Source organism: Craurococcus roseus, assembly GCF_039523795.1.
Taxonomy (GTDB): domain Bacteria; phylum Pseudomonadota; class Alphaproteobacteria; order Acetobacterales; family Acetobacteraceae; genus Craurococcus; species Craurococcus roseus.
The window spans coordinates 11,935-37,669 of the sequence record NZ_BAAAFZ010000067.1; the positions used below are offsets into that span (position 1 = coordinate 11,935).

Below are 25,735 nucleotides of genomic sequence, written 5' to 3' on the forward strand. Positions count from 1 at the left end.
GCGCGGGCGCGCGCCGGCGGCCCAGCCGCGTGCCGCCATGCGCGCCAGCAGCCGCCGGTAGCCCCACATCATCACCCGCGCCGGCAGCAGCGCCCGCGCGTCGCGCCGCCGGGCGAGGTCCGCCTCCGCCGCGGCGAAGCCCGCCTCCGCGCGCCGGGCCAGCGCCTCGCAGATCGCGGGGAAGCGCGGGTGCGCCACGATGCCGGCCGCCGGTCCGTCCTGGATGCCCTCGGCCGCCAGCATGTCGAGCGGCACGTAGACGCGCTCGCGCGCCGCGTCCTCGTCCACGTCGCGCAGGATGTTGGTGAGCTGCAAGGTGCGGCCGAGGGCAAGGCCGAAGCCCTCCGCCTCCAGCGCGCCGAACACCCGCACCGACATAGCGCCGACGCTGCCCGCGACGCGCCGGCAGTACAGGTCCAGCGCCGCCTCGTCCGGCAGGCGCAGCCGGTCGGCGGCGTCCGTCTCCATGCCGGCGATCATCGCCTCGCACTCGGCCAGCGGCACGCCGTGCGCCTCGCGCGCCCAGGCCAGCTCGCGCGACAGGGCGCAATCCGGCCGCAACAGCTTGCCGCGCCAATCGGTGAGGAAGCGGCGCTTCTCGGCCTCCGGCATCGCGCCGTCCGCTATGTCGTCCACCGCGCGGCAGAAGGCGTAGACGGCCCAGAGCGCCCGCCGCCGCTCGCCCCGCAGCACCGCCATGCCGCGCGCGAAGGAGGAGCCGGCCCGCGCCACGCGCCGCCGCACCAGCAGGGCGTCGCGCGGCCCCAGACCTGGCGCCGCCGCGAAGGCATGCGCGAAATCGGCGCGCGTCAACGCCACCCGCCCGAGCACCGGATCGGCCGCGCGCAGCCGCTCCAGGAGCCGCCGCGCGAGGGCGATCGTGGCGGCGCTCTGCCAAGCAAGGCGCCGCGCGCGCAGCAAGCGAGGCAGGGCTGAGGCGCGGTCCAGCGCCTCCTCCACCCGGTCGAGCGCCGTGTCCAGCACCGGCCGGCGCCGCTGAGTGTTCGCCCGGTCGAAGAAGGCGGCCTCGCCGCCGGCCAGCCCCATCCAAGGGACGGGGACGTAGATGCGGTTCAGCGCCTCGCGGTCCGGCACCAAGTCTTGCAGGTGGTTCAGCACCTGCAACGCCGTGCAGAGCCCGTCCGCCGCGGCCAGCGCCGCCGCGTTCCCGCCGTCGCCGTGCAGCCGCAGCAGCATCCGCCCGACCGGGTCGGCGGAACGGCGGCAATAGTCCTCCAGCGCCGCCCAGTCGGTGTAGCGCGCCTCCGTCGCGTCTTGCTGAAAGGCGGAGAGCATCAGCCGCGCCTCCGCCGTGCCCACCTCCAGGTCGTGCAGGCGCCGCGCTTCCGGCATGGCGGTGGAAGGGTCGTCGAGAGCGCGCTCCATCGCGTCCAGGCGCGCGAGCTTCGTGGCCGGCGGCAGGTCCGGGCTGTCGGCGATGTCGTCGGCGGTGCGGACGAAACGGTAGAAGGCCATCACCTTCGCGCGCTGCGCCGGCGCCAGCAGCAGCGACGCAGTGGGGAAGTTTTCTTCGTCGTGATCCCGCGTGGGGGTGTCGGCGACGGCGACGCTGCTGGTCATGCCGCCTTTGTGCCGGGATAGGCGCGGCCTTTCCAGCCCGGTGGCAGGCCGACCGCCCAACGCACCAGCGCCGTCCATTGTATCGCCAGCGCCACGAGCATGGTAAGCGGGTGCAGCGGCACCGTCCACCACGGCTCCCGCGCCCACCAGGTGATCGCGGCCCGCAAGCCGAAGGTGAGCAGCAGCGCCAACACGGCCTCCGCTTCGGGCAGCAGCGCCCAGGGCCAGAGGTGCGCCCCGGCCAGCAGCACGGTCCAGACCGGCAGGCCGAGCGGCGTCGCCATGCCCTCGCGCGCGTTCTTGGTGAAGCCGGCCCAGGCCTCCGCGAAGCCCCGGTACATCCGGCAGGTGGCGAGAGGCGCGCCGTCCACCACCTCCGTCCGGTGGCCGCCTTCGCGGAATCGCCGGGTGAGCGTCAGCCCGTCGTGCAGCGTACCGCGGATGGAGGCGTGCCCGCCGACCGCTTCGTAGGCGGAGCGCTCGCACAGCACCATCTGGCCGCAGGCGGCGGCGAGGCTGGCGCGACTGGTGGACGAGCGGCCGCCGCCCGGCAAGTAGCCAAGCAGCAGCAGGTTGATGGTGGGCACCGTCAGCGCTTCGCCTACCGTGCGGATGACCTGGCGCGGCACGCCGCTGACCAGGGCGAGGTTCCGCCGTTCCGCGTGCGCGGCCAACGCCGCCGCCGTGTCCGGGGAAAGGCGCACGTCGGCGTCGATGAACAGCAGGTGCGTGCCCCGCGCCGCCTCGGCGAGCCGCGCGCAAGCGTGGACCTTGCCCGTCCAACCGGGCGGCAAGGCCGGCGCGGAGAGCAGCCGCAGCCGCGAGTCTTCGGCGGCGAGGCGGCGGACGATGTCCGGCGTCGCGTCGCGGCTGCCGTCGTCCATCACGAGCACCTCCACCGCGACGCCCCGGCTGGCGAGGGCTGCGCGCAGGCAGGCCTCTATGTTGGCCTCCTCGTCGCGCGCCGGGATCAGGATGGAAACGAGCGTCCCGCCGCCGGGGGCGCCGGCAACGCGCGGCAGCAGCGCGAGATTGATGGCGCCCAGCACTGCCGGGATGGCGGCGAGCAGGAGGGCGGTGAGCGCCGGGTCCATCAAGCGCCCGCCCGCTGGTCGTGCCTGGGGTCGAATCTCCGGCCGCGCAGCAGCGCCCCCGCGCGCCGCCATGCCTGCCACACGCCGCCCATGCCGCGCCGGCCTTCCAGCAAGGTTTCGAAAAGGGCCGGGTCGCGCGCGATGCTGTCGGCCGCCAAGCGGTCCATCGTCGCCGCGAGCGCCGCCGACATGCGCTCCGCCCGGGCGTCGCGCCCCTCGGCCAGCAGGTCGGCGGCGGGAATCGGATCGCCGAACGCGGCCAGCATCTCCGGCGCGCGCTCGTTCCAAAAGGTGTACTCGAGCGCGAGCGGCAGGAAGGTGCCGGCCGGCGCCAATTCCGGCAGCCGGCTCATGCCCGGCGCGATCGGCACCGGCCGTTCCCGCGCGTCGGAGAAGCGGCCAGGCGCGTTGATCCACAGCAGCCTGCGCGGCTCCGACAGCACCTCGGCGGCGACGCGGAGGAAGCCCGCCGCGCCGCGCGCGCCCGGCTCCACGCCGAACACGCCGAGGCGGCGCATGAAGCCGTATCGGCCGAGCGCTTCCGCGTCCATCGGCACGTAGAGCTCGCGGTCGGCGAGTAGCCGACGCCACAGCAGCATGACCGCCATGCCGTCCCACCACGAGGGATGGTTGGCGAAGACCACCACGGGCCCGTCGCCCGCGGGCAAGTCCGGCCGGCCCCAGCGGGCGAGGCGCACGGCGCGCAGGTGCCGACGGGCGAAGCGGGTGAAGACGCGGTCGAAGAAGGCGAGGTGCCGGGGCGAGCGCAGCGCCATCGGCGAGGGCGCCCCGGCGATGGACGCGCGCGGCGCCACGGCCGCGCTACTCGGCGGCGAGCGCGCGCTGCCGGAGCGCGTCGCGCTGCCCAGCCGCTTCCGCCGCCGCGTCCATGCCGCGCCCGCCAAGGTCGCGGTCCAGCGCGTCGGCGGCGATCCAGCCGCTCATCATCACCATCGGCATCCCCGGCCCGGGATGCGCCGCGCCGCCCGCGAGGTAGAGGCCCTTCACGGCGCGCGAGCGGTTGCCCGGCTTGAAAGCGCCCAGGAACGAACCGTGCGAGGCGAGGCCGTATATGGCGCCGTCCAGCACCTTGTAGCGCTCGTGGATGTCCTGCGGCGTCAGGTGCCGCTCGACCACGATGCGCTCCTCGATGTCCTCCATCCCGGCCGTGCGCTTTAGCTTATCTAGGATGGTCTGCCGGTAGGCCGGGAACATCTTGGCCCAGTCCTGGCCGGGATGGAGGTGCGGCGTGTGGACTAGCACGTACAACGCTTCCCCGCCCTCCGGCGCCACGGACGGGTCGGTGCCGGAGGGCGCGGCGAGGTAAGCGGTGGGGTCTGGCGCCGGCTCGCCGCGGCGGTAGATGAAATCGAACTCCTCCTCGGCGTCGCGGGAGAAGACGAAGTCATGATGGCCGAGGTGGTCGTAGCGCTTGTTCAAACCGAGGTAGAGCACCACGCCGGAGCAGGCCGGCTTGAACTTGCGCCCGTAACGCGCCCCCGCCTTGCCACCGAGCAACTCGCGGTAGGTGCGGATGGCGTCCATGTTGGAGACCACGGCGTCGCAGGCGATCCGCTCGCCCCCGGCGCGCACGGCCTTGACCGCGCCGTTCTCGACTTCGAAGCCCGTCACCTCGACGCCGGTGCGGAGGTCGGCGCCTTGGTCGGCGGCGAGCTTCGCCAAGCCTTCTGCGACGGCGCGCGTGCCGCCTTTCGGGTACCACACGCCCTCGGCCGCTTGCATGTCGCCGATGGAGCACAGCACCGCCGGCGCAAGGTAGGGGCTGGAGCCGACGTACTGGCAGTAGTGGTCCAGCATCTGCGCCAACCGCGCGTCCGGCACGTGGCCGCGGATGACCTTGGCCATGGTCCGGCCCATCCGCAGCGCCATCACGTCGCGCAGCGTGTCCGGGTTCATGTTGGCGCGGAAGTCCAGGGTGTCGAACAGGTCCTCGACCGGCTTCCAGAAGAAGAACCGCTCCGACACATCGTGCAGCTTGCGCGACACGTCTTGGAAGCGGCGGTAGCCCTCGCCGTAGCCTTTGCCCGGCGCGAAGGCGTCCATGCTGCTGGCCATCTCCCCCACGTCTTCCTGGAGGTCGATGCGGGTGCTGTCGGCGAAGAAGCAGCGCCATTGCGGGTCGAGGCGGATCAGCGGCAGGTCGCGTTCCTGGTCGCGCCCGGCTTCGGCGTAGATGCGGCGCAGCACGCGGGGCACGGTGAGGATGGTCGGCCCCATGTCGAAACGGAAGGAGCCCGATCCGTCCGGCGCCGGCAGGTTCAGCACCGCCGCCTTGCCGCCCAGCCAAGGGTTCTTGTCGAGCAGGGTGACGCGGTGCCCGCGCGCCGCTGCGACCGCCGCCGCCGCCAGCCCGCCGAGCCCGCCACCCACCACCACGACGTGCTTGGTCGTCATGCCCGATCGCCTTTCATCGGCGCCAACGATCGCGTTCACGAGGTCGCTCCATAGGCCGGAGTCATGTCTTGCGAGAAGCCGGTGCCCACCGGCACCGGGCGCAGCCCGAGGTCGCGCGCCAGCAGCCCGCAGGTGATGCGCGCGCCCTCGTAGATCACCGGCAGGCCGCTGCCGGGGTGGGTGCCGCCGCCCACCAGGTACACGCCGTCCAGCTCCGCGAAGCGATTGCCGGGGCGGAAGCAGAGCATCTGCCCGAGGTCGTGCGACAGGTTGAAGGTGGCGCCATGACCAACAGCGAACTCCTCCCGCCAGTCGTGCGGCGTGACCATCCGCTCGTACCGGATGCGGCTTTCGATGTCGGTGATGCCGAGGCCCTTGAGCCGGTCCAGCGCCAAGCGGCGGTAGCGTGGCGCCTCCACGGTCCAGTCCGCGCCGTGCAGCAGGTTGGGCACCGGCACCAGCAGGTACAGGCTGGTGTGGCCCGGCGGCGCCATGGACGGGTCGGTGGCGCCGGCGTGCTGCACGTAGAGGCTCGGCACGTCCGGTATCTCGCCCGTCTCGATCTGGCGGATGTTGCGGCGGTAATCCTCGGCCAGCAGGATCGAATGATGCGGCAGCTCAGGGAACTCGCCTTCGACGCCGAGGTAGAGCATGAAGGTGGAGCAGGAGTAGCGCGCCTTCTCGATCTTGCGGTCGGTCCAGCGGCGGCGGATCGAGTCCGGGATGAGCTTCGGGATGGCGTGCGCGAAGTCCGCGTTCACCACCACCGCGTCCGCCGCGTGGTGCCGCCCGCCGACCTCGACGCCGATGGCGCGGCGGCCGGCGAAGGCGATGCGCTCCACCGGCTGCTCCAGCCTGATGTCCACGCCGACGCTCTCCGCCACACGGGCCATCGCGTCCGACACCGCGCCGCAGCCGCCCATGGGGTGGAAGACGCCGTGCTCGTATTCCAGGAAGCTCAGGATGGTGAAGAGGCTGGGGCAGCGGAACGGGCTCATGCCCAGGTACTTGGTCTGGAAGGAGAAGGCCAGGCGCACCCGAGGGTCGCGGAAGTGCTTGGACAGGTCCTGGTCCACGGTGCGGTGCGGCCGCATCAGCCGGAGCGAGCGCAGCATGTCGAGGCCGAGCACGTCCGCCGGCGTGCAGAAGGCGCGCTCCAGCACGGGCCGGAAGGCCTCCAGCTTGCGCCGGTTCTCCGCGAGAAAAGGGCGCAGGCCCCGCGCGTCGGCCGGGCAGAGGCGCGCGATCTCCGCCTCCATGCGGTCCATATCGGGCGTCGCGTCGATGGTGCCGTGGCCCTCGAACACCAGCCGGTACTGCGGGTCGAGCTGGCGCAGCTCCACCTCCTGCTCCAGCGACGCGCCACAGGTGGCGAAGATCTCGGACAGGATGCGTGGGTAAAGGAAAAAGGTCGGCCCGAGGTCGAAGCGGTACCCGCCCGGCGCGGTCAGCGTCCGCGTGCGCCCCCCGACGACGGCGTCGCGCTCGTAGAGCGTGACCCGCGCGCCCGCGGCGGCGAGCTGCATGGCTGAGGCTAGTCCACCGGGGCCGGCGCCGATCACGGCGACGCGAGGACGTGTTTCCCGCAGGGCGGGGGCAGTGAGCGGCAGGTTCATCGGCGCGTTATGGAGTCTCCGACGCCGAACATGCCCCCCCTCGCGGAAGGCGCAAGGGCGCCGCCGCGCAACAAAGCTTCAGGGCGGCAGCAGCGCCAGCACCGAGTCCGCGGACTCGATCTCCGCCAGCCTCGCCCCGGCGCGCGGCAGCAGGCGCCGGAGATAGAAGTCCGCGATAGGGGCGTAGCGCCCGTCGACCGCGGCGGCGCGCGCCAGCATCCAGCCGCCGAGCACCCAACCCGCCGCGTCGAGGTAAGCGGCGGCCGAGGCTTCCGCGGCGGCCGGGTCGCGCGACGAGGCGGCCAGCACCCAATCGGTCGCGCGGGCCATGGCGTCGGCGCCGGCCGCGAGCCGCGGGTCGGACGCGCGAGCCTCCTCGATGAGGCCCCGCATCGTGGCGCCGCCATCCCGCACCACCTTGCGCACCACGAGGTCGATCGCCTGGATGCCGTTGGTGCCCTCGTAGATCGGCGCGATGCGGGCGTCGCGCAGCACCTGGGCGGCGCCGGCGTCCTCCACGAAACCCATGCCGCCGTGGACCTGGATGCCGAGCGAGGCGCAGTCCACGCCGCGGTCCGTGCACCACGCCTTGACGATCGGAGTGAGCAGCGCGACGCGCGCCTCGGCCCCCTTGTCGCCGGCCATGCGGGAACGGTCGAGCGCCGCGCCGGCCTCGAGCGCCAGCAGCCGGCCGGCGAGGGTGACGGACCTGATCTCCGCCAGCATCCGCGCCACGTCCGGGTGCTGGGCGATGGACCGGCCGCCCTGCACGCGCTCCGCGGCGTAGGCTTCGGCGAGGGCCAGAGCCCGCGCGCCCTGCGCCACGCCCTCCACGCCGACGCCGAGGCGCGCGGCGTTCATCATGGCGAACATGGCGTTGAGGCCGCGGTTCTCCTCGCCGACCAGTTCCGCTTCCGCGCCCTCGAACAGCATGGTGCAGGTGGGGGAAGCGTGGATGCCGAGCTTGCGCTCGATGCCGCCGCAGCGGAGCGCGTTGCGCTTGCCGTCTTCCAGCACCTTGGGCGCGGCGAAGAGCGAGATGCCGCGCGTGCCGGGCGGCGCGTCGGGGAGGCGCGCGAGAACCAAGTGCAGGGTGTTCGGCGTGAGGTCGTGCTCGCCCCAGGTGATGTAGATCTTCTGGCCGTGCAGCCGATAGGTGCCGTCCCCCGCCGGCTCGGCGCGGGTTCGGACCTGGGAAAGGTCGCTGCCGGCTTGCGGCTCGGTCAGGTTCATGGTGCCGGTCCACTCGCCGGAGACGAGCCGGGGCAGCCACCGCTCGGCCTGCTCCGGCGTGGCGTAGCGCTCCAGCGCCTCGATCGCGCCTGCGGTGAGCAGCGGGCACAGGCTGAACGCCATGTCCGCGGCGCAGACGAGCTCCTGGACCGCCATCCAGAGCGACTGCGGCAGCCCTTGGCCGCCGTGCTCCACGGGCGCCGGCAGCCCTTGCCAGCCGCCCTCGATCCAGCCGCGGTAAGCGTCCTTGTAGGCGGGTGGCACGCGGACCACGCCGTTCTCGTACACCGCGCCGTGCCGGTCGGCGGCCTGCGAGTCCGGCCACAGGCGTTCTCGCGAGAAGCGCTCCGCCTCGTTGATGACGGCCTCGATGTCCTCCGCCCCAAGCGGCGCCCCGGCCACCGCAGTCAGGCCGGGAAGGTCGACGATGCGCGTGAGGCCGAAGACGAGGTCCTCGGCCGGCGTCGGGAGCGGGACGGTGGAGATGGAGGCGTTCATGCCGCGCTGTTTAGCACGGCGTCGGGAGGCCGGCCGCTCCGCACGGCCGGCCTCACGCCCGGGTGATCAGCGCGTCCGGGAGGTGCGGCCGCCGCCGCCGCGGCCGCCCCCCCCAGAGGAGTTGCGCCCGCCCTTGGCCGCGGCGGCCGTGCGCCCGGCCGCCCCGCGGCGGGCCGTGCCGCGCGACGCAGCGGCGGTGGACCGCTTCGTGGCGGCGCCCTTCGTCGCGGCGCCCTTCGTCGCGGCGCCGGTGGAACGCTTGGCGGTGGAACGCTTGGCGGTGGAACGCTTGGCGGTGGAGGATCCCGCCGTCCGCTTGGTGGCGGTTCCCGCCGAGCGCTTGGCGCCGGTGCTGCCCGTAGACCGTTTCGACGCGGCGGCTCCTGTTGTCCGCTTGGCGGCGGTGCCCGTAGAGCGCTTGGAGGCGGATGAAGCCGCCGTGCGACCGCGGGCGGCGGCGCCCTTCGCTCCGGCGCCGCGGGCCGCGGCCGTCTTGGCCGGCGTGCGTGCGCTGCCGCCTTTGCGGCCGCCCGCGCTTTGCGCGGCACGGCCCGAAGCGGTGCGGCCGGACCCGGTGCGCGTGGAGGAAGACGCACCGCGCGCGGAAGCCGAAGCGCCGCGCGTGGTCTTGCGCGCGCTGGTCCCCGTCCGGCTGGTGGCGCCGCGGCTCGCCGTGGCGCGCTTGGCCGTGGATGCGCCGCCGCCACTGGCGCGACCGCCCTTGGCGGCCGCCGCGGTCCGGCCCGCCGCGCCCCGCTTGGGCGCCGCGCGCGTGCCGCTCGACTTGCGGGCAGCGCCCGCAGCCGGCTTGGTTTCCTCGCTGGTGGTGGTGCGCGGCTTCCGCGCCGAAGGAGCGCGGCGGCGCTTGGTGGCAGGGGCCTCGGTCGCTTCGGTGTCCGCCATTCCTTCGCCCTCGTTCTTGCCTTCGTCCGTATCGGTGTCCGCCGCGCTGGACTCCGCCGCGTCGGCATCCATGCCGCTGCCCGCGTCCGCCTCCGGCGCTTCATCGCCAAAGGCGGCGTCCTTCTGCTCCGGCGCCTCGTCCTGCTCCTCCGAAGAGGTGTCCCTCGCATCGTCCTTCATCGGATCGTGTCCCCAATTCATGAGCGAGTATCGCCAGCGCGTCTCGCTGATATCGCCTTCCGGGCGCTGGGCGAGGTGACGGTGGATGTACGACACCACCCTGCGCCGGAACTGCTCCTCTTCCTCGTCGGAGGGGTCGCCGCCCCCGCGCTCCAGAATCTGGAGGATGCGGCGGCCGGATTGGTGCCCCACCGCTTCTTGCTCGCCTTCGTGCGTCCAGCCGACCTCGTTGCTCTGCTCCGTGGCGAGCCAGCGGCGCATCTCGTCGGCCGACATGTTGACCGCGGACTCGAAGGGGCGATCCGCGTCTTGGGTCCCGTCGTCGCTCATCGCTTAGAACCTCCCCTCGTGCTCCGGGCGGCGGCGGCCGTCCGCTTCGCCGCGGGCTTCCGGGCGGCGCTTTTCCGCGCCGCGCCGGAAGCGGCCTTGCGTGCCGTGGCCGCGGGCTTGCGGGCCGTACCCCGACCCGCGGCAGGCTTGCGCGTCGCCGGCTTTCTCGCCGCCTTGGCGGGCGCGGCCTTGCGGCCGGCCGCCGCCGTTCTGCGGGCGGGCGCCTTGGCGCGTGTGGCTGTGGTGGCCTTGCGTGCCGTCGGCTTGGCGGGCGCGGCCTTGCGGCCGACCGCTGCCGTCCGCGGCGTGGCGGCTTTGCGCCCCGTCGTCGCTTTAGCCGCCGGCCGGCGCTTCGCGGCGGTGGCCGCCGCGGCGCCGGTCTTGCGCGCGCCCGCCATCTTCCTGGCCACCTCCGTGGGCTGGCGGGAGAATTGCTTGCCCTTGGCCGTGTCACGGCGCTTGGCGGCGGTGCTGCGGCCGTACTCCTCGTCGGAGAGCTTTTCGCGGGCCCTGCGCGGGAGGTAGCGCTCGCCGGTGCTGCGCGAGGCGCGGCCGGACTTGGTGCCCCAATCCTCCTTGGTCCACTGCGCCAGATGGTTGTCGGCCGTCTTCCGGCCTTGGTAGCCGCCGCCCTTCTTCTTGTATTCGGCGCTGGCGAGCTGCGCCTTGCGCGCCGACCACTGGCCCTTGCGGCCGCCCTTGTCGCTGGCGGTGACTTGCTTCTTCACGCGATCCCAAAGCTTGGGGTCGGTCTTCTCCGCGGTGCCTGCCATGCGGGGCCTCTGCGTTCCGGTTTCGTCCGCAACGTCATGCGACGCAAACCGTTCCCGCGCAACAACGCAGGGCCGTCGGTGGCACGGAGCGCGTGTCCGAGGCGCTGCGCCGTGCTCCCACCGGTGGCGTCGTTCAGTCCAAGGCGAAGGCATCCCGCGCGGAAGGGCGATCGCGGGTGTAATCCACGGCCGTGTAGCTTCCGCCCTGGTAGCGCTCCTGCACCGGGTCGCCGGAGAGCTTGCCCTCCATCCGCGTCCGATAGGTCTCCGCCGTGTCCTGCGGCCGCCAGCCGATGCGTTCGCGATGGTCGGCGCCCCAGAAGGTCGCGGGATTGTCCGAGCATGCCCAAATCACGCAATGCCCGGTGCGGGGCGCCCTCACCGCCGCCCGCGCCAGCCGCACGAGGTCGGCGTAGGACAGCCAGGTAGAGAGCATCCGCGCGTCGGTCGGCTCCGGGAAGCAGGACCCGATGCGGAGGTTCACGTTCTCCACGCCGTGCTTGTCCCAGTAGAGGCGGCCCATCAGCTCGCCGTAGGCCTTCGAGAGCCCGTAGTACCCGTCCGGCCGGAACGCGCAATCCGCGTCGAGCTTCGCCTCGTTCCCGCGCGGCCGCTCGTGGAAGCCGATGCTGTGGTTGGAGGAGGCGAAGACCACCCGCGCCCGCTCCCGCCGTGCCGCCTCGTAGACGTGGAACAGTCCGCGGATGTTGGCGCCGGCCACCGTTTCAAAGGGCTTCTCCACGCTGATGCCGCCGAAGTGCAGGATCGCGCCGCACCCCTCCGCCTGCCGCAGGATGGCGACGCCGTCCTCCAGGTCCGCTTGCCGGAACACCGCGCCCGGTGGCAGCGGGTCCGGGAAGGGCACGATGTCGGTGAGGCGGAGCGTCCACCCGGCTTGCCCCAGCTCGCGCGCGAGTTCGCGGCCGAGGGCGCCGGACGCGCCGGTGAGGAGCGTCGGCTTGGTCGGGACGTCGTCTGGCATGCGGTCTCCTCCCCCGATGCTGCCGTGCGCGCAGTCTGGCGCGGGGACGTCCGGGCGGGAAGGCCGTTGCCGTCCCGCGGGAAGCCGTTGCATCCTGGAACCGGAGACAAGGAAGAACGGGAGCGGAGTCCATGAATCGTCGGTCTTTCGTCGCGGCGGGCGCCGCCGCGGCGCCGGTGCTCGCCGCGCCGGCCATCGCGCAAACGCTGAACCCGGAGGTGCGCTGGCGGATGCAGAGCAGCTTCGGCCGCAACCTCGACATCCTGTTCTTCGGCGCCGAGCAGATCTCCAAGCGCGTGGCGGAGCTGACCGACAACCGTTTCCAGATCCGCGCCTTCCCTGCCGGCGAGATCGCCCCGGCGCTCCAGGTGCTCGACGCGGTGCAGAACGGCACCATCGAGTGCGGGCAGACGCCGCTCTACTGGTACATCGGCAAGGACCCGGCGCTGACCTTCTTCACCTCCATCCCCTTCGGAGGCAATTTCCGCCAGCAGGGCGCCTGGATGAAGCGAGGCGGCGGCAACGAGCTGTGCTCGGAGATGCTGCGCGAGTTCAACTGCGTGGGCTTCCTGCTCGGCGACACCGGCACGCAGATGGGCGGCTGGTTCCGCAACGAGATCCGCTCCCTGTCGGACCTCAACGGGCTGAAGTTCCGCATCGCCGGGATGGGCGGGCAGGTCTTCCAGCGGCTCGGCGCTTCGCCGGCGCTGATCGCGGGCGCCGACGTGTACCCGGCGCTCGAACGCGGCACCATCGACGCCGCGGAGTGGGTCGGGCCGCACGACGACGAGAAGCTCGGCTTCAACCGCGTCGCGCGCTTCTACTACGCGCCCGGCTTCTGGGAGCCCTGCGCGCGGGGCCACATGGTCATCAACCAGCGCGCCTGGGACCCGCTGCCGGACGCCTACAAGACGGCGATCCAGGTCGCCTGCGCCGAGGTCGAGCTGGAGATGGTGGCGCGCTACGACGCGGCGAACCCGGTCGCGCTGCGCCGGCTGGTGGGCGGCGGCGCGCAGCTCCGCGCTTGGCCGCGGGAGGTGATGCAGGCGGCGTGGCGCGTGGGGCACGAGCTGATGGAGGAGAACGCGTCCAAGAACGCCCGCTTCAAGCGCATCTGGGACAGCTACCGGCCGTTCCGCGACGACCAGTTCCAGTGGTTCCGCTTGGCGGACAGCGCCTACGACGCCTTCGCCTTCAGCGCCGCCGCGCGGTAGGGCCGGTCAGGGCCAGGGGCGCCCTTCGAAGGCGCGGGCCAGCGCGTACCACATCGGCTTGCGCCGGTACCGGTCGTCGAAGGGCAGAGGGCGCGCCGGCCCGCCCACCTTGGAACCCGCCGTTCCCGGCGCCCCTTCGGCCGGGGTGAGCGAGGGCTGGGTGTTCGCCCAACTGTACTGGTCGGACACCCCCCAGCACAGCACGGCGGTGCAGCCGCCCGTCTCCAGCACGGTGGAGACGAAGGCGTGGACGATCTCAGCGCATTTGGCGTCGCGCGCCGCTGGGTCGGACTGCGTTTCCGGCTCGATGACGTCCAGCTCGGTGATGATGACCTTGAGGTCTAGCGCCAGGACCGAGCGCACGAACTCCGTCACCTTCCGCGCCGAAAAACTGTTGTCGCGGTGCAGGTGGCCTTGCAGCCCGACGGCGTCGATCGGCACGTTCCGGTCGCGCATCCCGCGCACCAGGGCGAGGACGCGGCGGCGCTTCTCGTCGTCGAAGTCCGTGTCGTGCTCGCAGCCGTAGTCGTTGTAGGTGAGCGTCAGCGTCGGGTCCTTCTGCCGCGCGAGGCGGAAGGCGAGGTCCAGATAATCCGGGCCGATGCTTCGGAGCCACGGGGTGTCCTTCAGCAACTCCGACGAATTCCAGGGATCGGCCACGGCCTCGTTCGCCACGTCCCAATCCCGGATGGTGGGCGCAGTGTAGCCGAGCACCCGGTCTATGTGCGTCTCCAGCAAGGCGCGCCCGCGTCGCGGGCCCTCGTTCAACGCATCGTAGGTCCACTTCCGCATGGCCGCGTGCCAGACGAGCGTGTGGCCGCGGACCGTCTGGTTGTGGCGGGCGGCGAACTGTGTGATCGGGTCCAATTCGGAGAAGTCGAACACGGACTCGAAGGGCCGGAGGTCGTACCACTTGGTGGAGCCCTCCGGGACCAGCATGGACGCTTCCCGCGCCGTGGTGGCGGCGAACCCCGGGTCGCCCTCGAACCAGTCGGCCTGCACCGCAACGCCGAACGGCAGACCCCGCCGGGCGGCGATTTCGCGCAGCGGCGGTGCGTCGCCGGCGGCGAAGGCGGCGCGCGGGAAGACGGCCGCTGTCGCCGCGGCGCCCAGGAGCAGGTCGCGGCGGGTGGCCGCGGGCACAGCTAGGCCGCCATGGCCGCGGGGCGGGCCGTCGCGTCCGCCGCCGCTTGGCGCATCGCCGCGCGGTAGCGGTCCCGCCGCCAGCACAGCAGGCGCCACGCGCCCCGCGCGGCGAGGTCTGACATGCGCCCGCGCGGCTCCAGGCCGATCGCCTTGAAGATCATGCCCATGCCGCGCTCGACGTGCCGGTAGCGGTAGAAGCCCATGGCGAGGCCCGCGTAGCTGGCGATGCAGCGGTCGTGGTCGTAGGCGGTGCCTGGCGGCTCGTTGCTGCAATGGTAGGCGAAGGCCAACTCGTCGTCCTCCGACTCGCCTATGCGCCCGGCCGCGACGCGCAGCCGCTTGAGGAACGAGATCTCCTCGCGCGACAGGTAGCGCTTCATGTGGTCGTAGAAGAGCTTGAAATGCCGGTACTCGTCCGCGGCGATCAAGCGGCAGACCTGCTTCAGCACCGGCTCCTCCGTGGAGTCGCCGAGCGCCGTGTAGTAGCTGCTGGTCCCGGTCTCAACCATGCAGCGAGCGATCAGCTCCCCCGTGCGGCTGCCTCGAATGGAGGCGTCCACCTCCGTGTTGATCTTGTAACCCGCCCGGTACCGCGCGAAGGCCGCTTGGTAGTCCCAAGCCGGGTCGGCCAGCATGGCCCAACGGCCAAGCGCGTCGCCGTGCTGCACCTCCTCCTCCGCCCAGTTGTCGGACGCCCGCCGGAAATCGGGGTCGTCGGCGAAGACGCGCTTCAAGTAGATCGCGTAGTCGTCGCCGTTGCGCTCCACCATCGCGGCCGCCTTGACGAGCGGCACCACCTCCGGATCGAGCTTGGCCGGATCGAAGCGGTCCCACGCCACTTGCTCGATGCGCCAATGCTTCATCCGGCCTGTTTCAACCCCATGTTGCCGCCTCCGGCGATCGGACGCGCGGAAGGCCACGCGGCCGGTATTTTCGGCCCGCGATGTTCCGGTTCAAGGCGTGAGGGCGGGAGGCCGCCCGGTTCGGGGCGGGGAAGCGGGGCGCGTTGCCGCCCCGCCACAAAACTGCAACTCGGTCCGGGGATACGGCCCGGTCAGGCCGCCCCGGCGGCGTCCCGCATGGCGCGGGCGGACTGCACCTTGCTCATGGCCAGGTCGCGCCGCTCGATGGGGTCCGTGGCCGTGACCTCGACGAGGGCCGCCTCGGCCGCGGCCAGCCGCTGCTCGGCCTTGGCCCGGGAGACCTCCGCGACCGGCGTGGCCTCGTCGGCGAGCACGGTGCAGCGGTCGGGCAGGACCTCGGCGAAGCCGCCGGCGACGAAGAGCCGTTCGCTCTCCGCGCCGTTATCCCGCACGCTGATGACGCCGCCGCGCAACGCGACGACCATCGGCGCGTGGCCCGGCAACACGCCCATCTCGCCCTCGGCCGCCGGGATCACCGCCATCTCCACTTGGCGGGAGAGCAGCAGCCGCTCCGGCGAGACGAGTTCGAGCTGGAAGGTGTCCGCCATCCGCTCAGGCCGCCGCCTTCATGGTGTCTGCCTTCTTCACCGCTTCTTCGATGGTGCCGACCATGTAGAAGGCCGCCTCAGGCAGCGCGTCGTACTCGCCCGAGACGATGGCCGCGAAGGAGCGGATGGTGTCCTCCAGCTTCACGAACACGCCCGGGAAGCCGGTGAACACCTCGGCCACGTGGAAGGGCTGGGAAAGGAAGCGCTGGATCTTGCGCGCCCGCGCCACCACCAGCTTGTCCTCCTCCGACAACTCGTCCATCCCGAGGATGGCGATGATGTCCTGGAGCGACTTGTAGGTCTGGAGGATGCGCTGCACCTCGCGCGCCACCCGGTAGTGCTCCTCGCCAACCACCTGCGGCGACAGCGCGCGGGAGGTGGAGTCGAGCGGGTCCACCGCCGGGTAGATGCCCAGCTCCGCGATGGAGCGCGAGAGCACCGTCGTCGCGTCCAGGTGCGCGAAGGAGGTCGCGGGCGCCGGATCGGTCAGGTCGTCGGCCGGCACGTAGATGGCCTGCACCGACGTGATCGAGCCCTTGCGGGTGGAGGTGATCCGCTCCTGCAACGCGCCCATGTCGGTGGCGAGCGTCGGCTGGTAGCCCACCGCGGAGGGGATGCGGCCCAGCAGCGCCGACACCTCAGCGCCCGCCTGCGTGAAGCGGAAGATGTTGTCCACGAAGAACAGCACGTCCTGGCCCTGCTCGTCGCGGAAGTACTCGGCCAGCGTCAGGCCGGTGAGGCCCACGCGCGCGCGCGCGCCCGGCGGCTCGTTCATCTGGCCGTAGACCAGCGCCACCTTGGAGCCCTCGGTGGTGTTGTCGCCGAGCTTGATGACGCCCGCGTCCACCATCTCGTGGTACAGGTCGTTGCCCTCACGCGTGCGCTCGCCCACGCCGGCGAAGACCGAGACGCCGCCGTGCGCTTTGGCGATGTTGTTGATCAGCTCCTGGATGAGCACGGTCTTGCCCACGCCGGCGCCACCGAACAGGCCGATCTTGCCTCCCTTGGAGTAGGGCGCCAGCAAGTCCACCACCTTGATGCCGGTGACGAGGATTTCGGCCGAGGTCGCCTGCTCCTCGAAGGTCGGGGCCTCGCGGTGGATGGTGTACTGCTTCTCGCCGTGGACGGGCCCGCGCTCGTCGATTGGCTCGCCGATGACGTTGAGGATGCGCCCGAGCGTCGCCGGGCCGACCGGCACGGAGATGCCGGCGCCGGTGTCCACCACCTCCTGGCCGCGAACGAGGCCGTCCGTGGTGTCCATGGCGATGGTGCGGACGGTGCGCTCGCCGAGGTGCTGCGCGACCTCCAACACCAGCGTCCGGTCGTCGATCTTGGTGTGCAGCGCGTTGAGGATGTTCGGCAGTTCGCCCTGGAACTGCACATCCACCACGGCGCCGAGGACCTGGGCGACCTGCCCGACGTTGTTCTTCATCCCGTGTTTTCCCTCAAAGCGCCTCGGCGCCGGAGATGATCTCGATCAGCTCGCGGGTGATGTTCGCCTGGCGTGTGCGGTTGTAGTTGAGCGTCAGCTTGCCGATCATGTCGCCCGCGTTGCGCGTTGCGTTGTCCATCGCGCTCATCTGGCTGCCGTAGAAGCCGGCGGCGTTCTCCAGCAGCGCGCGGTAGATCTGGATGGCGAGGTTGCGCGGGAGGAGGCTGGTGAGGATCTCCTCCTCCGCCGGCTCGTACTCGTACATGGCCGAAGCGCCGCCATTGGCCGGCGCGGCCGCGGGGGTTTCCGGAATGGGCGCCGGGATGAGGCGCTGCTCGCTCGGCACCTGGCTGATGACGCTGCGGAAGCGGTTGTAGACGAGGGTGCAGACGTCGAACTCGTTCCGCTCCAGCATCTCGGTGATGCGAACGGCCACTTCCTCGGCGTCCGAAAACTCCACCCGCTTCTTGCCGACGAAGTTGATGTCGCCGACGATCCGATCAGCGAACTCCCGCCGCAGGTAGGCCGTGCCCTTGCGGCCCACGGTCAGCAGCTTCACCGCCTTGCCCTCGGCCTCGAGCGCCCGGACGCGGTTGCGCGCGAGGCGCCCCACATTGGTGTTGAAGGCCCCGGCGAGGCCGCGGTCGGCGGTGACGACCACCAGCAAGTGCGTCCGGTCGGCGCCCGTGCCGACCAGCATCCGCGGCGCCCCTGGCGTGGCGGCGACAGCGGAGCCGAGGGAAGCGAGGATCGCCTCCATCCGCTCCGCGTAGGGCCGCGCCGCCTCGGCCTGCGATTGCGCGCGGCGGAGCTTGGCCGCCGCCACCATCTTCATCGCCTGCGTGATCTTCCGCGTGGACTTCACGCTGTTGATCCGGCCGCGGAGGTCCTTCAGGCTCGGCATGGTCGGGCGCCCGCCCTCAGGCTGCGAAGGACTTGGTGAAGCCGTCGAGGAAGCCGACCAGCTTGTCCTCGGTCGGCTTCTTGATCTCGCGCTCCGTCCGGATGGCGTCGAGGATGTCGGAGTTGTTGGCCTTCAACTCGGACACCATCCGCCGCTCGAACTCGCCCACCCGCGCGATCGGCAGCTTGTCGAGGTAGCCGCGCGTGCCCGCGAAGATCACCACCACCTGCTCCTCCACCGGCATCGGCTTGTATTGCGGCTGCTTCAGCAACTCAGTCAGCCGCGCGCCGCGCGCCAGCAGCGCCTGGGTGGAGGCGTCGAGGTCGGAGGCAAACTGGGCGAAGGCCGCCATCTCACGGTACTGCGCCAGTTCCAGCTTGATGCGCCCGGCCACCTGCTTCATGGCCTTGATCTGCGCGGCGGAACCCACGCGGGACACCGAAAGGCCCACGTTCACCGCCGGGCGGATGCCCTGGTAGAACAACTCCGTCTCCAGGAAGATCTGGCCATCGGTGATGGAGATGACGTTGGTCGGGATGTAGGCCGAGACGTCACCCGCCTGCGTCTCGATCACCGGCAGCGCCGTGAGCGAGCCGGCGCCGAAGTCGTCGTTCATCTTCGCCGCCCGCTCCAACAGGCGGGAGTGCAAGTAGAACACGTCGCCCGGGTAGGCCTCGCGGCCCGGCGGCCGGCGCAGCAGCAGCGACATCTGCCGGTACGCGACCGCCTGCTTGGACAGGTCGTCGTAGAAGATGACGGCGTGCATGCCGTTATCGCGGAAGTACTCGCCCATGGTGCAGCCGGTGTACGGCGCCAGGAACTGCATCGGCGCAGGGTCGGAGGCGGTGGCGGCGACGACGATGGAGTACTCCATCGCGCCGTTCTCCTCCAGCGTCTTAACGAGCTGCGCTACGGTGGAGCGCTTCTGCCCGATCGCGACGTAGATGCAGTAGAGCTTGCGGCTCTCGTCGCCGGAGGCGTTGACGTTCTTCTGGTTGATGATGGTGTCGATGATGACGGCGGTCTTGCCGGTCTGCCGGTCGCCGATCACCAGCTCCCGCTGCCCGCGGCCGATCGGGATCAGCGCGTCGATCGCCTTCAGGCCCGTCTGCATCGGCTCGTGGACCGACTTGCGCGGGATGATGCCCGGCGCCTTCACCTCCACGCGGCGGCGCTCCACGTCCCGGAGCGGGCCCTTGCCGTCGATGGGGTTGCCGAGCCCGTCCACCACGCGGCCGAGCAGGCCGCGGCCCACCGGCGCATCCACGATGGACCCGGTGCGGCTCACCGTGTCGCCCTCGCGCACCGCCTTGTCGTCACCGAAGATGACGATGCCTACGTTGTCGGTCTCGAGGTTGAGCGCCATCCCCTTTACGCCGGCGGAGGGGAAGTCCACCATTTCGCCGGCCATGATGTTTTGCAGGCCGTAAACGCGGGCGATGCCGTCGCCCACGGTCAGCACCGTGCCGACCTCGGCCACGTTCGCCTCGGCGTCGAAGCCGGCGATCTGCTGCTTGAGGATCTCCGAGATCTCGGCGGGACGGATGTCCATGGCTCAGGCGGCCCCTTTCAGCGCGTACTGCATTCGTTGCAGCTTGGATTTGATGGAACTGTCATAAAGGCGGGAGCCGATCCGCACGATCAGGCCGCCGAGAATGGAGGGATCGACCCGCTCCGTGAGCCGCACGCCGGAATAGCCGGCCTCGGTCAGCCGCGCGGTGATCTGCGCGCGCTGGGTGTCCGACAGCGGGTGCGCGCTCACCACCCCGGCCGTCTGCTGGCCGCGCCGCTCGGCGAGCAACGCGCCGAAGGTCTGCGCCACCTGCGGCAGCGCCGACAGCCGGCGGTTGGCGATCAGCACGCCGACCAGGTTGCGCACCTCCTCGCCTATGCCGGAGCGCTCCATGATGCCGAAGGCGCCGCGCTTCTGCGCTTGGGCGTCCAACCGCGGGTCGGCGACGAAGGCGCGGAAGTTGGAGTCGTCCCGCCACAAGGCAAAAAGCCGGTCCAGGTCGCCGGCGATGCGGTCGGTGGCGCCCGGGTCCGCCTGCCGGCGGTCGTCGGCCAGCGCCAGCAACGCTTGCGCGTAGCGGCCCGCCAAGCCGGTGGTGCTGGGCGAATGAGAAGCGGCGGCGATGGTCTCGGCGGAGGCCACGTCAGATCCCGATCTGTTTCTGATTGCGCGCGCAAACGAGCGCGCGGAACCGCCCCGCGGCGCTGCGGCCCCGGCGCGGCGGCGGCGCCTTAACACGGCCTTCCCCGGGCTGCAACCGAGCCCGGTCCGGCCCTTTCCGCCGCTCGGGCCGAACGCGAAGCGGCACCGTCGCGCGCACGCTAGGCTCGGCGCCGCTGGGAGGGGCGGCATGGCGGCGCGGGGCGCGAAAAGGTTCTTCGGTTGGCAGGTGGTGGGCGCCGCCTTCGTGCTCGCGTTATTGACCTGGGGCATCAACTTCTATGGGCCCTCTGTGTACCTGCACGCCCTGCACGCGCGGGAAGGATGGCCGCTGTCGCTGATCTCTGCGGCGATCACTTTGCAGTCCCTGGCGAGCGCCGCGCCGACGGCGTGGCTGCCGTCCCTGCTCGCCCGCTTCGGACCTGTGGCTGTGACGCGCGCGGGGATGGCGGCGGCCGCGCTCGGCGTTGCGGGCTGGGGCAACGCCGCTGCGCCGTGGCACCTCATCCCCGCGGCGCTTTTGACCGCGACGGGCTGGGCGCTGACCAGCAGCGCGGCGATCAATGTCCTGGTCTCCCGCTGGTTCGACCGCCGGCGGCATCGTCTTCACGCCGCTCTGGGCCGCACTCATCGCCGCTTGAGGCTTCGGCCCTGCCTCGGTCGCAGTGGCGCTGGCCGCTGTTCTGGTGGTCTGGCCGATGGCAGGGCGCTGGTTCGGGGCGACGCCGGACGGGATGGGCCTCCATCCGGACGGCGCCGCGCAGCCCCCGCCGGCCCGCCCCGCGCCGCCGCCCACCGGCCCGCTCTGGCGCCAACCCGCCTTCCGCAGCCTGTCCTTGTCCTTCGCGCTCGGCCTCACCGCGCAGATAGGGCTCCTGACGGTGCCGTTCTCCATCTTGGCGCCGAGTCTGGGCGAAGCAGGCGCGGGATTGGCGATGAGCGCCGCCACGGCTTGCGCGGTGGTGGGGCGCACCGCGGTCGGCGCGCTGCTGCCCGGAGCAGCGGACCGGCGCGCGGCCGGGGCGCTCAACTTCCTCTTGCAGGCGGCGGGATCGGCGGCGCTGGCGTTCTCGGGCGGCGATTTCGCTTTGCTGATGCTGGGCGCCGTGCTGTTCGGCCTGGGCATCGGCAACCTGTTGTCGCTGCCGCCGCTCATCGCCCAACGCGACTGGCCGCCCGCCGAGGTGGCCCGCGTCGTGGCGATGGTGACGGCGGTGAACCAAGCTTTCTACGCCTTCGGCCCAAGCCTGTTCGGCGCCGCAATGGAGAGTTTCGGCCCTCGGGCGCCGCCTGTGGCGGCAGGGGTGCTGCAGGTGGCCGCGGCCGCGGTATTGATGGCGGGGCGGCGGCAGTAGGCCCCGCGGGCGGCCATCAAACATGCTGCGGCGCGCCCCCGGGATTTCAGGAAGCCGCGGGCTCCGCGGCCGCGACGCCGCCCGGCACCCCGACCGCTCCCAGAGCGAACCGGGCCGCCACCGCTGCGGTGGGCGCGGGGCGGCCGAGCAGGAAGCCCTGGCCTTGCGCGCAACCGGCGTCGCGCAGGCTAGCGACCTGCTCCGCCGTTTCCACGCCTTCGGCGGTGACGATCAGGCCGAGGGCGCGGCCGAGCGCGACCACGCTGCACACGATGGCGGCCGCCTTGGGGTCCTCCCCCATGCCGAGGACGAAGGAGCGGTCTATCTTCAGCTTGTCGAACGGGAAGCGCCACAGGTAGCCGAGGCTGGAGTGGCCGGTGCCGAAATCGTCCATGGCGATGGAGCAGCCGAGCGCGCGGAGTTCCGTCAGCGTGCGCAGCGCCGCGTCCGTGTCGTGCAGGAGGAGGCCCTCGGTGATCTCCAGTTCCAACCGGTCCGGCGGCAAGCCGGAGACGGCCAGCGCGTCGCGCACCAGGGCGACGAGGTCGGCGCCGCGCCGGGACTGCACCGGTGACAGGTTCACCGCGACCCTCAGCCCGTCCGGCCACCCGGAGGCCTCGGCGCAGGCGCGCCGCAGCACCCAGGCCCCGATGGGCACGATCAGCCCGGTTTCCTCGGCGATGGGGATGAACGCATCGGGCGGCACGGGGCCGCGCTCCGCGTGCTGCCAGCGCAGCAGCGCTTTGAAGCCGACGAGGGCGCCGTCGGCCAAGCGATGGAGCGGCTGGTACGCGAGCTGGAAGTCGCCCTCCGCGGCCGCGGTCCGGAGATCCTGCGTGAGGCGCCGGCGCGCCGCCAGGGCCGCGTCCATGCCCGGTTCGAAGCACCGAACCATGCCCCTGTCATCGGTCTTGGAACGGTAGAGCGCCGCGTCGGCCGCGCGCATCAGCGCGTCCGGCTCTCCGGCGTCCATGGGCGCCGCCGCGACGCCGGCGCTCGCGCCGCACGTCACCTGGTGACCGCCGGGCAGGTCGAACGGCTCGGACAACGCGACGACCAGCCGTTCCGCCAACCGCGCGGCGCTTTCGGGCTGCGCGGCGCCGCCCGCCTGCGCGACCGCGAACTCGTCCCCGCCGAGCCGCGCCACCACGTCCCCCTCCCGCACCCCGGCGCGCAGCCGCGCCGCGACGGCTTGCAGCAGGGCGTCACCTGCCGCGTGGCCGAGGCTGTCGTTCACCTCCTTGAACCGGTCCAAGTCCACGGCGATCACGGCGACCTTCCCGCCGGCGCCCTCCCGGCAGCGCGACAGCGCGTCCGACAGCGCTCCTGCGAAGTGCGGGCGGTTCGGCAACCCGGTCAGCGCGTCGTGCATGGCGAGGAAGCGCACCTTCGCCTCGGCCGCGCGCCGCTGCCGGGTGCGGCGCCACGCGGCGATCGCCGGCGGGAGCCCGGCCAGGAGCACCAGACCCGCGACCGCGACCTCCAAGGCGAAGAACGCCCGCCGGTACAGGAGCTGTCGGCCGGTTTGGTCTACGTAGACTTCGGCGACGCCGATCACGCGCCCTTGCCGGTAGGCCGGCACGTAGGCTTCGGCGTAGTGGGTCGGACGGTGCGGAGGCGTGCCCCGCGCAGCCGCGACGTGGGAGCCGCCGGCCAGGATGGCCGCCGCGGTCGCGCTGCTGCCGCGGTGGCCGGCCAGCGTCTCCCCGATGCTTTCCGGCCTTTGCAGGTCGTCGGAGATGAAGACGAGCCGGCCTTCGGCGTCGAAGAGCTTGTAGCGGAACACCTCGCCGAAGCGGCGTGCTCGGGAGAGCGCCGCGCGGGCGGCGTCCGAAGGAAGGTTGCGGGCGAGCAGCGACGTCAGGTCGTCGCCCAGGCTGTCGGCGAGGTCCGAAGCCCAAGCGTGCGCGGTCGCCTCGGCCTCCTTCTGCATCAGCCAAGCGGCCGCCCGCTCGTTCAGCAGCGCCCCGCCGGCCGCGAGCAGCACCGCGCCGAGCGCGAAGGCGAGCGGCAAGCGCGCATCGGCCGGCACCAACTGCGCCGTCGCGGCAGCGACGCGACGAATGGGGCCGGAACGGCGCTCAGGGGCGTCGTCGATGGGTGGTCCTGGCTGCGCTACGCTGTCTCGCAGGGGCCTTGCTCGCGGTTTCTGGGCGGCTCGCCTCCTGGCGCGCCGGGATGCCTCAGATTGCTGTGGCAAAGGTTGCCGCCCCGTGAAGGCGCGGCCCACGGCGCTCCGGACCCTTGTCGCCTCGAGGGTGGTAGGGGCAACAAAGAGCCGAGTTTCGCTGAGCCAGCGATCCACCGCCTTGGATGTTCCCACCCATGGCGATCCCAGACCGGACGATTTCGCCCGAGAGGGCCGCCGGCGCATCTTCCATGCGGGCGTCCACGCGCTCCACGCCTTGCGCCCGGCTTGTTGGTCGACGTTCCGGAACAGGCGCAGCGGCCGGCCGGCTGGTTTGTCCTCGGCGCCCGCGAGGCGGCGGACGGGTCTGCCTTCGTGACGATCCCCAGCAGGCGCCCCTTGGGATTGACCACCGGCACCTACGAGATGCCGCGGTCGCTGGGCAGCCTCGCCAACGACGCCACCGGCATGTCGGGCGGAACAGTCGCCACCTCCTTGGTCATCAGGTCGCACGCGAGAAGCGGGCCGGGGTCCATGGCGGCTTCCGTCCGGCTTTCCGGCCCGAGGTTACGGCCGGTGCCGAAAGGGGGGACTCCTTGCGCTGGATCAAGGGCCGCAGTTTTCCGGCCCGCGGCGGCAGGGCGACGGACCGAATTCGTGACGAAAACGCGGCGTGTCGGCTGTCGGCCGTTGCGCCGGCCTTTGACCCCGATCAATGCGCGCGCCCCACCGCTGCATAGCCTGGGCTGGCGATCGTCCGAGCGACGGGGAGGGGTGCGATGGGGTACGCCGCGCTGATGGTGCATGTCGAGCCGGACGACGCGGCCGAGCCGCGCATCCGCCTCGCCGCCGACCTCGCCGACCGGTTCGAGGCCGCCCTCATCGGCTTCGCGGGCGCCACCGTGATGCCGCCGCCCGTCACCGCCCCGGTCCTCGGCCCTGGGGTGGCCGTGGAGGTTTTGGAAGCGGAGCAGCGACGCGTGGAAGCCGGGTTGCGCGCCGCGCACGAGCGGTTCCGGACGATCGCGGAGCGGGACGGGCGGCGCACCGGCTGGCGGTCGTTTCTCGATCACCCGGCCGCGGCCCTCGCGCGCGAGGCGCGGGCCGCCGATCTGCTGATCGGCGGGCGGGGCGGCGGGGCCTTCGGGCTCGGGCGCGACCAAACGGTGGACGCGGGCGACCTGCTGATGCGGGCGGGCCGGCCCGTCCTGGTCGTGCCCCCGGGCGTCGCGGTTTTGGAAGCCCGGCGAGTCTTGGTCGCTTGGAAGGACACCCGGGAAGCCCGGCGCGCTGTGGCGGACGCCTTGCCCCTGCTGGCCGACGCCGAAGAAGTGCTCGTCGTCGAGGCCGTGCCGGACGAGGCGGGGGACCGCGAGGCCGCGACGCGGCGCACGGGCGACGTGGCGGCCCTGCTGGAGCGCCACGGTGCGACCGCCCGAGGCGAAACGCTCGAATCGCACGCCGGCCGCGCCGTGGCGGACGCGTTGCTGCGCGCGGCCGAGCGCCACGGCGCGGACCTGGTCGTCGCCGGGGGCTACGGGCACGCGCGGCTGCGCGAGTGGGCCTTCGGCGGAGTCACGCGGGACCTGCTGGCGCGGTGCCCGGTGTGTTGCCTGCTGAGCCACTGACGGTGCGGCCGCGGACGGCGGCGCGCCCGCGCGAAGGAAAGGGGCGGCCATGCGACGCGGATGGAAGGGGCTCTTTGGGCTCGCCGGCGCCTTCTTGGCGACCGTGGCGGGGGCGCAGCAGGAGGGCGATCCCGCGGCCGGCCGGCGCTTGGCGGAGGCTTGGTGCAGCGGCTGCCACGTTATCGGGCCCGGCGCATCCGGGCCCGTGGTGGACGCGACGCCCACCTTCCCATCCATCGCCCGGATGCCCTCGGCCACGGGTATGTCGCTGCGCGCATTCCTGCTCACGCCGCACTCGCGCATGCCCGACATCCAGATGTCGCGCGAGCAGACGGACGACGTTGTGGCTTACATCCTCAGCCTGCGGGGCCGGTAGGCCGGGGAGGCTCCGGGGAAGGAGCGGCCGCCCCCGGACTCGCCTGCCCTTCGGCAAACAAGGGGCCGTCATGGCTCCGGTTCGCGGAAGGAGGCCAGGGGCATCCCGCCGGGGCGGCGCAATCGCCCGATCCGTGCGTAGAAGCGGCCCGGTTCGCTGGTGGCGAAGGCCACGGGGGCGCGGCCCGCTAGCGTGCGGACCGCGCCCCCCTCCGGGCGGTTCAGACCAGGACGATGTCGCTCGCCGTCAACGCCGGCGCCCCGGCGAAGGTGGCGACGACGACGCGCGCCCCGGCCCCGGCGC

Annotated in this window: 21 protein-coding genes and 1 pseudogene; 5 read left to right on the plus strand and 17 right to left on the minus strand. The window is 72.3% G+C overall.

From position 1 onward, the window contains the following. The 6 genes from ABD067_RS20445 to ABD067_RS20470 all read right to left on the minus strand — a co-directional run. The coding region (locus ABD067_RS20445; protein WP_343897239.1) for a squalene/phytoene synthase family protein at nucleotides 1–1,581 on the minus strand (1,581 nt) is incomplete at its 3' end. After that, entirely contained in the window at nucleotides 1,578–2,675 is a 1,098-nt protein-coding gene (locus ABD067_RS20450) for a glycosyltransferase (protein ID WP_343897240.1), read from the minus strand. The genes ABD067_RS20445 and ABD067_RS20450, both read right to left, overlap by 4 nt. Next, complete coding sequence (locus ABD067_RS20455; RefSeq protein WP_343897241.1) at nucleotides 2,675–3,490, minus strand: lysophospholipid acyltransferase family protein; 816 nt, start codon at nucleotides 3,488–3,490, stop codon at nucleotides 2,675–2,677. Before ABD067_RS20455 ends, ABD067_RS20450 begins: the two co-directional genes overlap by 1 nt. A gap of 7 nt (nucleotides 3,491–3,497) precedes the next feature. Further along, nucleotides 3,498–5,222 (minus strand): phytoene desaturase family protein, encoded by a 1,725-nt coding sequence (locus ABD067_RS20460; protein WP_343897259.1) that lies wholly within the window; start codon nucleotides 5,220–5,222, stop codon nucleotides 3,498–3,500. After that, a complete protein-coding gene (gene crtI / locus ABD067_RS20465; protein WP_343897242.1) occupies nucleotides 5,126–6,706 on the minus strand; it encodes a phytoene desaturase family protein in 1,581 nt (526 codons plus the stop codon). Before crtI ends, ABD067_RS20460 begins: the two co-directional genes overlap by 97 nt. Before the next feature lie 78 nt (nucleotides 6,707–6,784). Next, entirely contained in the window at nucleotides 6,785–8,437 is a 1,653-nt protein-coding gene (locus ABD067_RS20470; protein ID WP_343897243.1) for an acyl-CoA dehydrogenase family protein, read from the minus strand. Nucleotides 8,438–8,570: 133 nt separating this feature from the next. Here ABD067_RS20470 and ABD067_RS20475 point away from each other — a divergent pair, with 133 nt between their 5' ends. Continuing rightward, the gene (locus tag ABD067_RS20475) at nucleotides 8,571–9,599 is read left to right on the plus strand and encodes a hypothetical protein (protein WP_343897260.1); all 1,029 of its coding nucleotides are present in this window, start codon (nucleotides 8,571–8,573) and stop codon (nucleotides 9,597–9,599) included. On the opposite strand, the pseudogene ABD067_RS20480 reads toward ABD067_RS20475, so the two are convergent. The 3 genes and pseudogenes from ABD067_RS20480 to ABD067_RS20490 form a co-directional block, all read right to left on the minus strand. Further along, nucleotides 9,599–9,850: pseudogene (locus ABD067_RS20480) on the minus strand (DUF3140 domain-containing protein); the annotation flags it as partial. The gene ABD067_RS20475 and the pseudogene ABD067_RS20480 sit on opposite strands and share 1 nt — an antisense overlap. After that, nucleotides 9,847–10,623, minus strand: coding sequence for a hypothetical protein (locus tag ABD067_RS20485; RefSeq protein ID WP_343897244.1), 777 nt, complete (start codon nucleotides 10,621–10,623; stop codon nucleotides 9,847–9,849). The pseudogene ABD067_RS20480 and the gene ABD067_RS20485, both read right to left, overlap by 4 nt. A gap of 133 nt (nucleotides 10,624–10,756) precedes the next feature. After that, nucleotides 10,757–11,605, minus strand: a complete 849-nt coding sequence (locus ABD067_RS20490) for an NAD-dependent epimerase/dehydratase family protein (RefSeq protein ID WP_343897245.1) — start codon at nucleotides 11,603–11,605, stop codon at nucleotides 10,757–10,759. Nucleotides 11,606–11,736: 131 nt separating this feature from the next. Between ABD067_RS20490 and ABD067_RS20495 the strand changes: the two genes are divergently transcribed. Then, a complete protein-coding gene (locus ABD067_RS20495; protein ID WP_343897246.1) occupies nucleotides 11,737–12,819 on the plus strand; it encodes a TRAP transporter substrate-binding protein in 1,083 nt (360 codons plus the stop codon). Between the two features lie 6 nt (nucleotides 12,820–12,825). On the opposite strand, the gene ABD067_RS20500 is transcribed toward ABD067_RS20495, so the two are convergent. From ABD067_RS20500 to atpH, 7 genes are all read right to left on the minus strand, one after another. Further along, nucleotides 12,826–13,962 carry an endo-1,4-beta-xylanase gene (locus ABD067_RS20500; RefSeq protein WP_343897247.1) on the minus strand — a complete coding sequence of 379 codons (1,137 nt, stop codon included), beginning with the start codon at nucleotides 13,960–13,962 and terminating at the stop codon, nucleotides 12,826–12,828. 2 nt (nucleotides 13,963–13,964) lie between these two features. Beyond that, nucleotides 13,965–14,828 (minus strand): ferritin-like domain-containing protein, encoded by an 864-nt coding sequence (locus ABD067_RS20505; protein ID WP_343897248.1) that lies wholly within the window; start codon nucleotides 14,826–14,828, stop codon nucleotides 13,965–13,967. A gap of 191 nt (nucleotides 14,829–15,019) precedes the next feature. Continuing rightward, nucleotides 15,020–15,436 carry a F0F1 ATP synthase subunit epsilon gene (locus tag ABD067_RS20510; RefSeq protein ID WP_343897249.1) on the minus strand — a complete coding sequence of 139 codons (417 nt, stop codon included), beginning with the start codon at nucleotides 15,434–15,436 and terminating at the stop codon, nucleotides 15,020–15,022. Between the two features lie 4 nt (nucleotides 15,437–15,440). Next, nucleotides 15,441–16,868, minus strand: a complete 1,428-nt coding sequence (gene atpD, locus ABD067_RS20515; protein ID WP_343897250.1) for a F0F1 ATP synthase subunit beta — start codon at nucleotides 16,866–16,868, stop codon at nucleotides 15,441–15,443. Between the two features lie 13 nt (nucleotides 16,869–16,881). Next, on the minus strand, nucleotides 16,882–17,772 hold the full coding sequence (locus tag ABD067_RS20520; protein WP_343897251.1) for a F0F1 ATP synthase subunit gamma: 891 nt from the start codon (nucleotides 17,770–17,772) through the stop codon (nucleotides 16,882–16,884). 16 nt (nucleotides 17,773–17,788) lie between these two features. Next, nucleotides 17,789–19,324, minus strand: a complete 1,536-nt coding sequence (atpA, locus tag ABD067_RS20525; protein ID WP_343897252.1) for a F0F1 ATP synthase subunit alpha — start codon at nucleotides 19,322–19,324, stop codon at nucleotides 17,789–17,791. A gap of 3 nt (nucleotides 19,325–19,327) precedes the next feature. Beyond that, a complete protein-coding gene (atpH, locus tag ABD067_RS20530) occupies nucleotides 19,328–19,927 on the minus strand; it encodes an ATP synthase F1 subunit delta (RefSeq protein WP_343897253.1) in 600 nt (199 codons plus the stop codon). A 716-nt stretch (nucleotides 19,928–20,643) separates the two neighbouring features. On the opposite strand from atpH, the gene ABD067_RS20535 reads away from it, so the two are divergent. Beyond that, nucleotides 20,644–21,300 (plus strand): hypothetical protein, encoded by a 657-nt coding sequence (locus tag ABD067_RS20535; RefSeq protein ID WP_343897254.1) that lies wholly within the window; start codon nucleotides 20,644–20,646, stop codon nucleotides 21,298–21,300. A 46-nt stretch (nucleotides 21,301–21,346) separates the two neighbouring features. Here ABD067_RS20535 and ABD067_RS20540 read toward each other — a convergent pair whose 3' ends face one another. Continuing rightward, nucleotides 21,347–23,332, minus strand: coding sequence for a putative bifunctional diguanylate cyclase/phosphodiesterase (locus tag ABD067_RS20540; protein ID WP_343897255.1), 1,986 nt, complete (start codon nucleotides 23,330–23,332; stop codon nucleotides 21,347–21,349). An 875-nt stretch (nucleotides 23,333–24,207) separates the two neighbouring features. Here ABD067_RS20540 and ABD067_RS20545 point away from each other — a divergent pair. Further along, entirely contained in the window at nucleotides 24,208–25,056 is an 849-nt protein-coding gene (locus tag ABD067_RS20545) for a universal stress protein (RefSeq protein WP_343897256.1), read from the plus strand. A gap of 49 nt (nucleotides 25,057–25,105) precedes the next feature. Further along, a complete protein-coding gene (locus ABD067_RS20550) occupies nucleotides 25,106–25,432 on the plus strand; it encodes a c-type cytochrome (RefSeq protein WP_343897257.1) in 327 nt (108 codons plus the stop codon). Nucleotides 25,433–25,735: the final 303 nt, after the last annotated feature.

Coding starts and splice junctions, on each gene's coding strand:
- ABD067_RS20470 (WP_343897243.1), bottom strand. CDS start 8,437: ATGAACGCCTCCATCTCCACCGTCCCGCTCCCGACGCCGGCCGAGGAC.
- ABD067_RS20535 (WP_343897254.1), top strand. CDS start 20,644: ATGGCAGGGCGCTGGTTCGGGGCGACGCCGGACGGGATGGGCCTCCAT.
- ABD067_RS20550 (WP_343897257.1), top strand. CDS start 25,106: ATGCGACGCGGATGGAAGGGGCTCTTTGGGCTCGCCGGCGCCTTCTTG.
- ABD067_RS20545 (WP_343897256.1), top strand. CDS start 24,208: ATGGGGTACGCCGCGCTGATGGTGCATGTCGAGCCGGACGACGCGGCC.
- ABD067_RS20450 (WP_343897240.1), bottom strand. CDS start 2,675: ATGGACCCGGCGCTCACCGCCCTCCTGCTCGCCGCCATCCCGGCAGTG.
- ABD067_RS20505 (WP_343897248.1), bottom strand. CDS start 14,828: ATGAAGCATTGGCGCATCGAGCAAGTGGCGTGGGACCGCTTCGATCCG.
- atpD (WP_343897250.1), bottom strand. CDS start 16,868: ATGAAGAACAACGTCGGGCAGGTCGCCCAGGTCCTCGGCGCCGTGGTG.
- atpA (WP_343897252.1), bottom strand. CDS start 19,324: ATGGACATCCGTCCCGCCGAGATCTCGGAGATCCTCAAGCAGCAGATC.
- ABD067_RS20510 (WP_343897249.1), bottom strand. CDS start 15,436: ATGGCGGACACCTTCCAGCTCGAACTCGTCTCGCCGGAGCGGCTGCTG.
- ABD067_RS20495 (WP_343897246.1), top strand. CDS start 11,737: ATGAATCGTCGGTCTTTCGTCGCGGCGGGCGCCGCCGCGGCGCCGGTG.
- crtI (WP_343897242.1), bottom strand. CDS start 6,706: ATGAACCTGCCGCTCACTGCCCCCGCCCTGCGGGAAACACGTCCTCGC.
- ABD067_RS20490 (WP_343897245.1), bottom strand. CDS start 11,605: ATGCCAGACGACGTCCCGACCAAGCCGACGCTCCTCACCGGCGCGTCC.
- ABD067_RS20520 (WP_343897251.1), bottom strand. CDS start 17,772: ATGCCGAGCCTGAAGGACCTCCGCGGCCGGATCAACAGCGTGAAGTCC.
- ABD067_RS20485 (WP_343897244.1), bottom strand. CDS start 10,623: ATGGCAGGCACCGCGGAGAAGACCGACCCCAAGCTTTGGGATCGCGTG.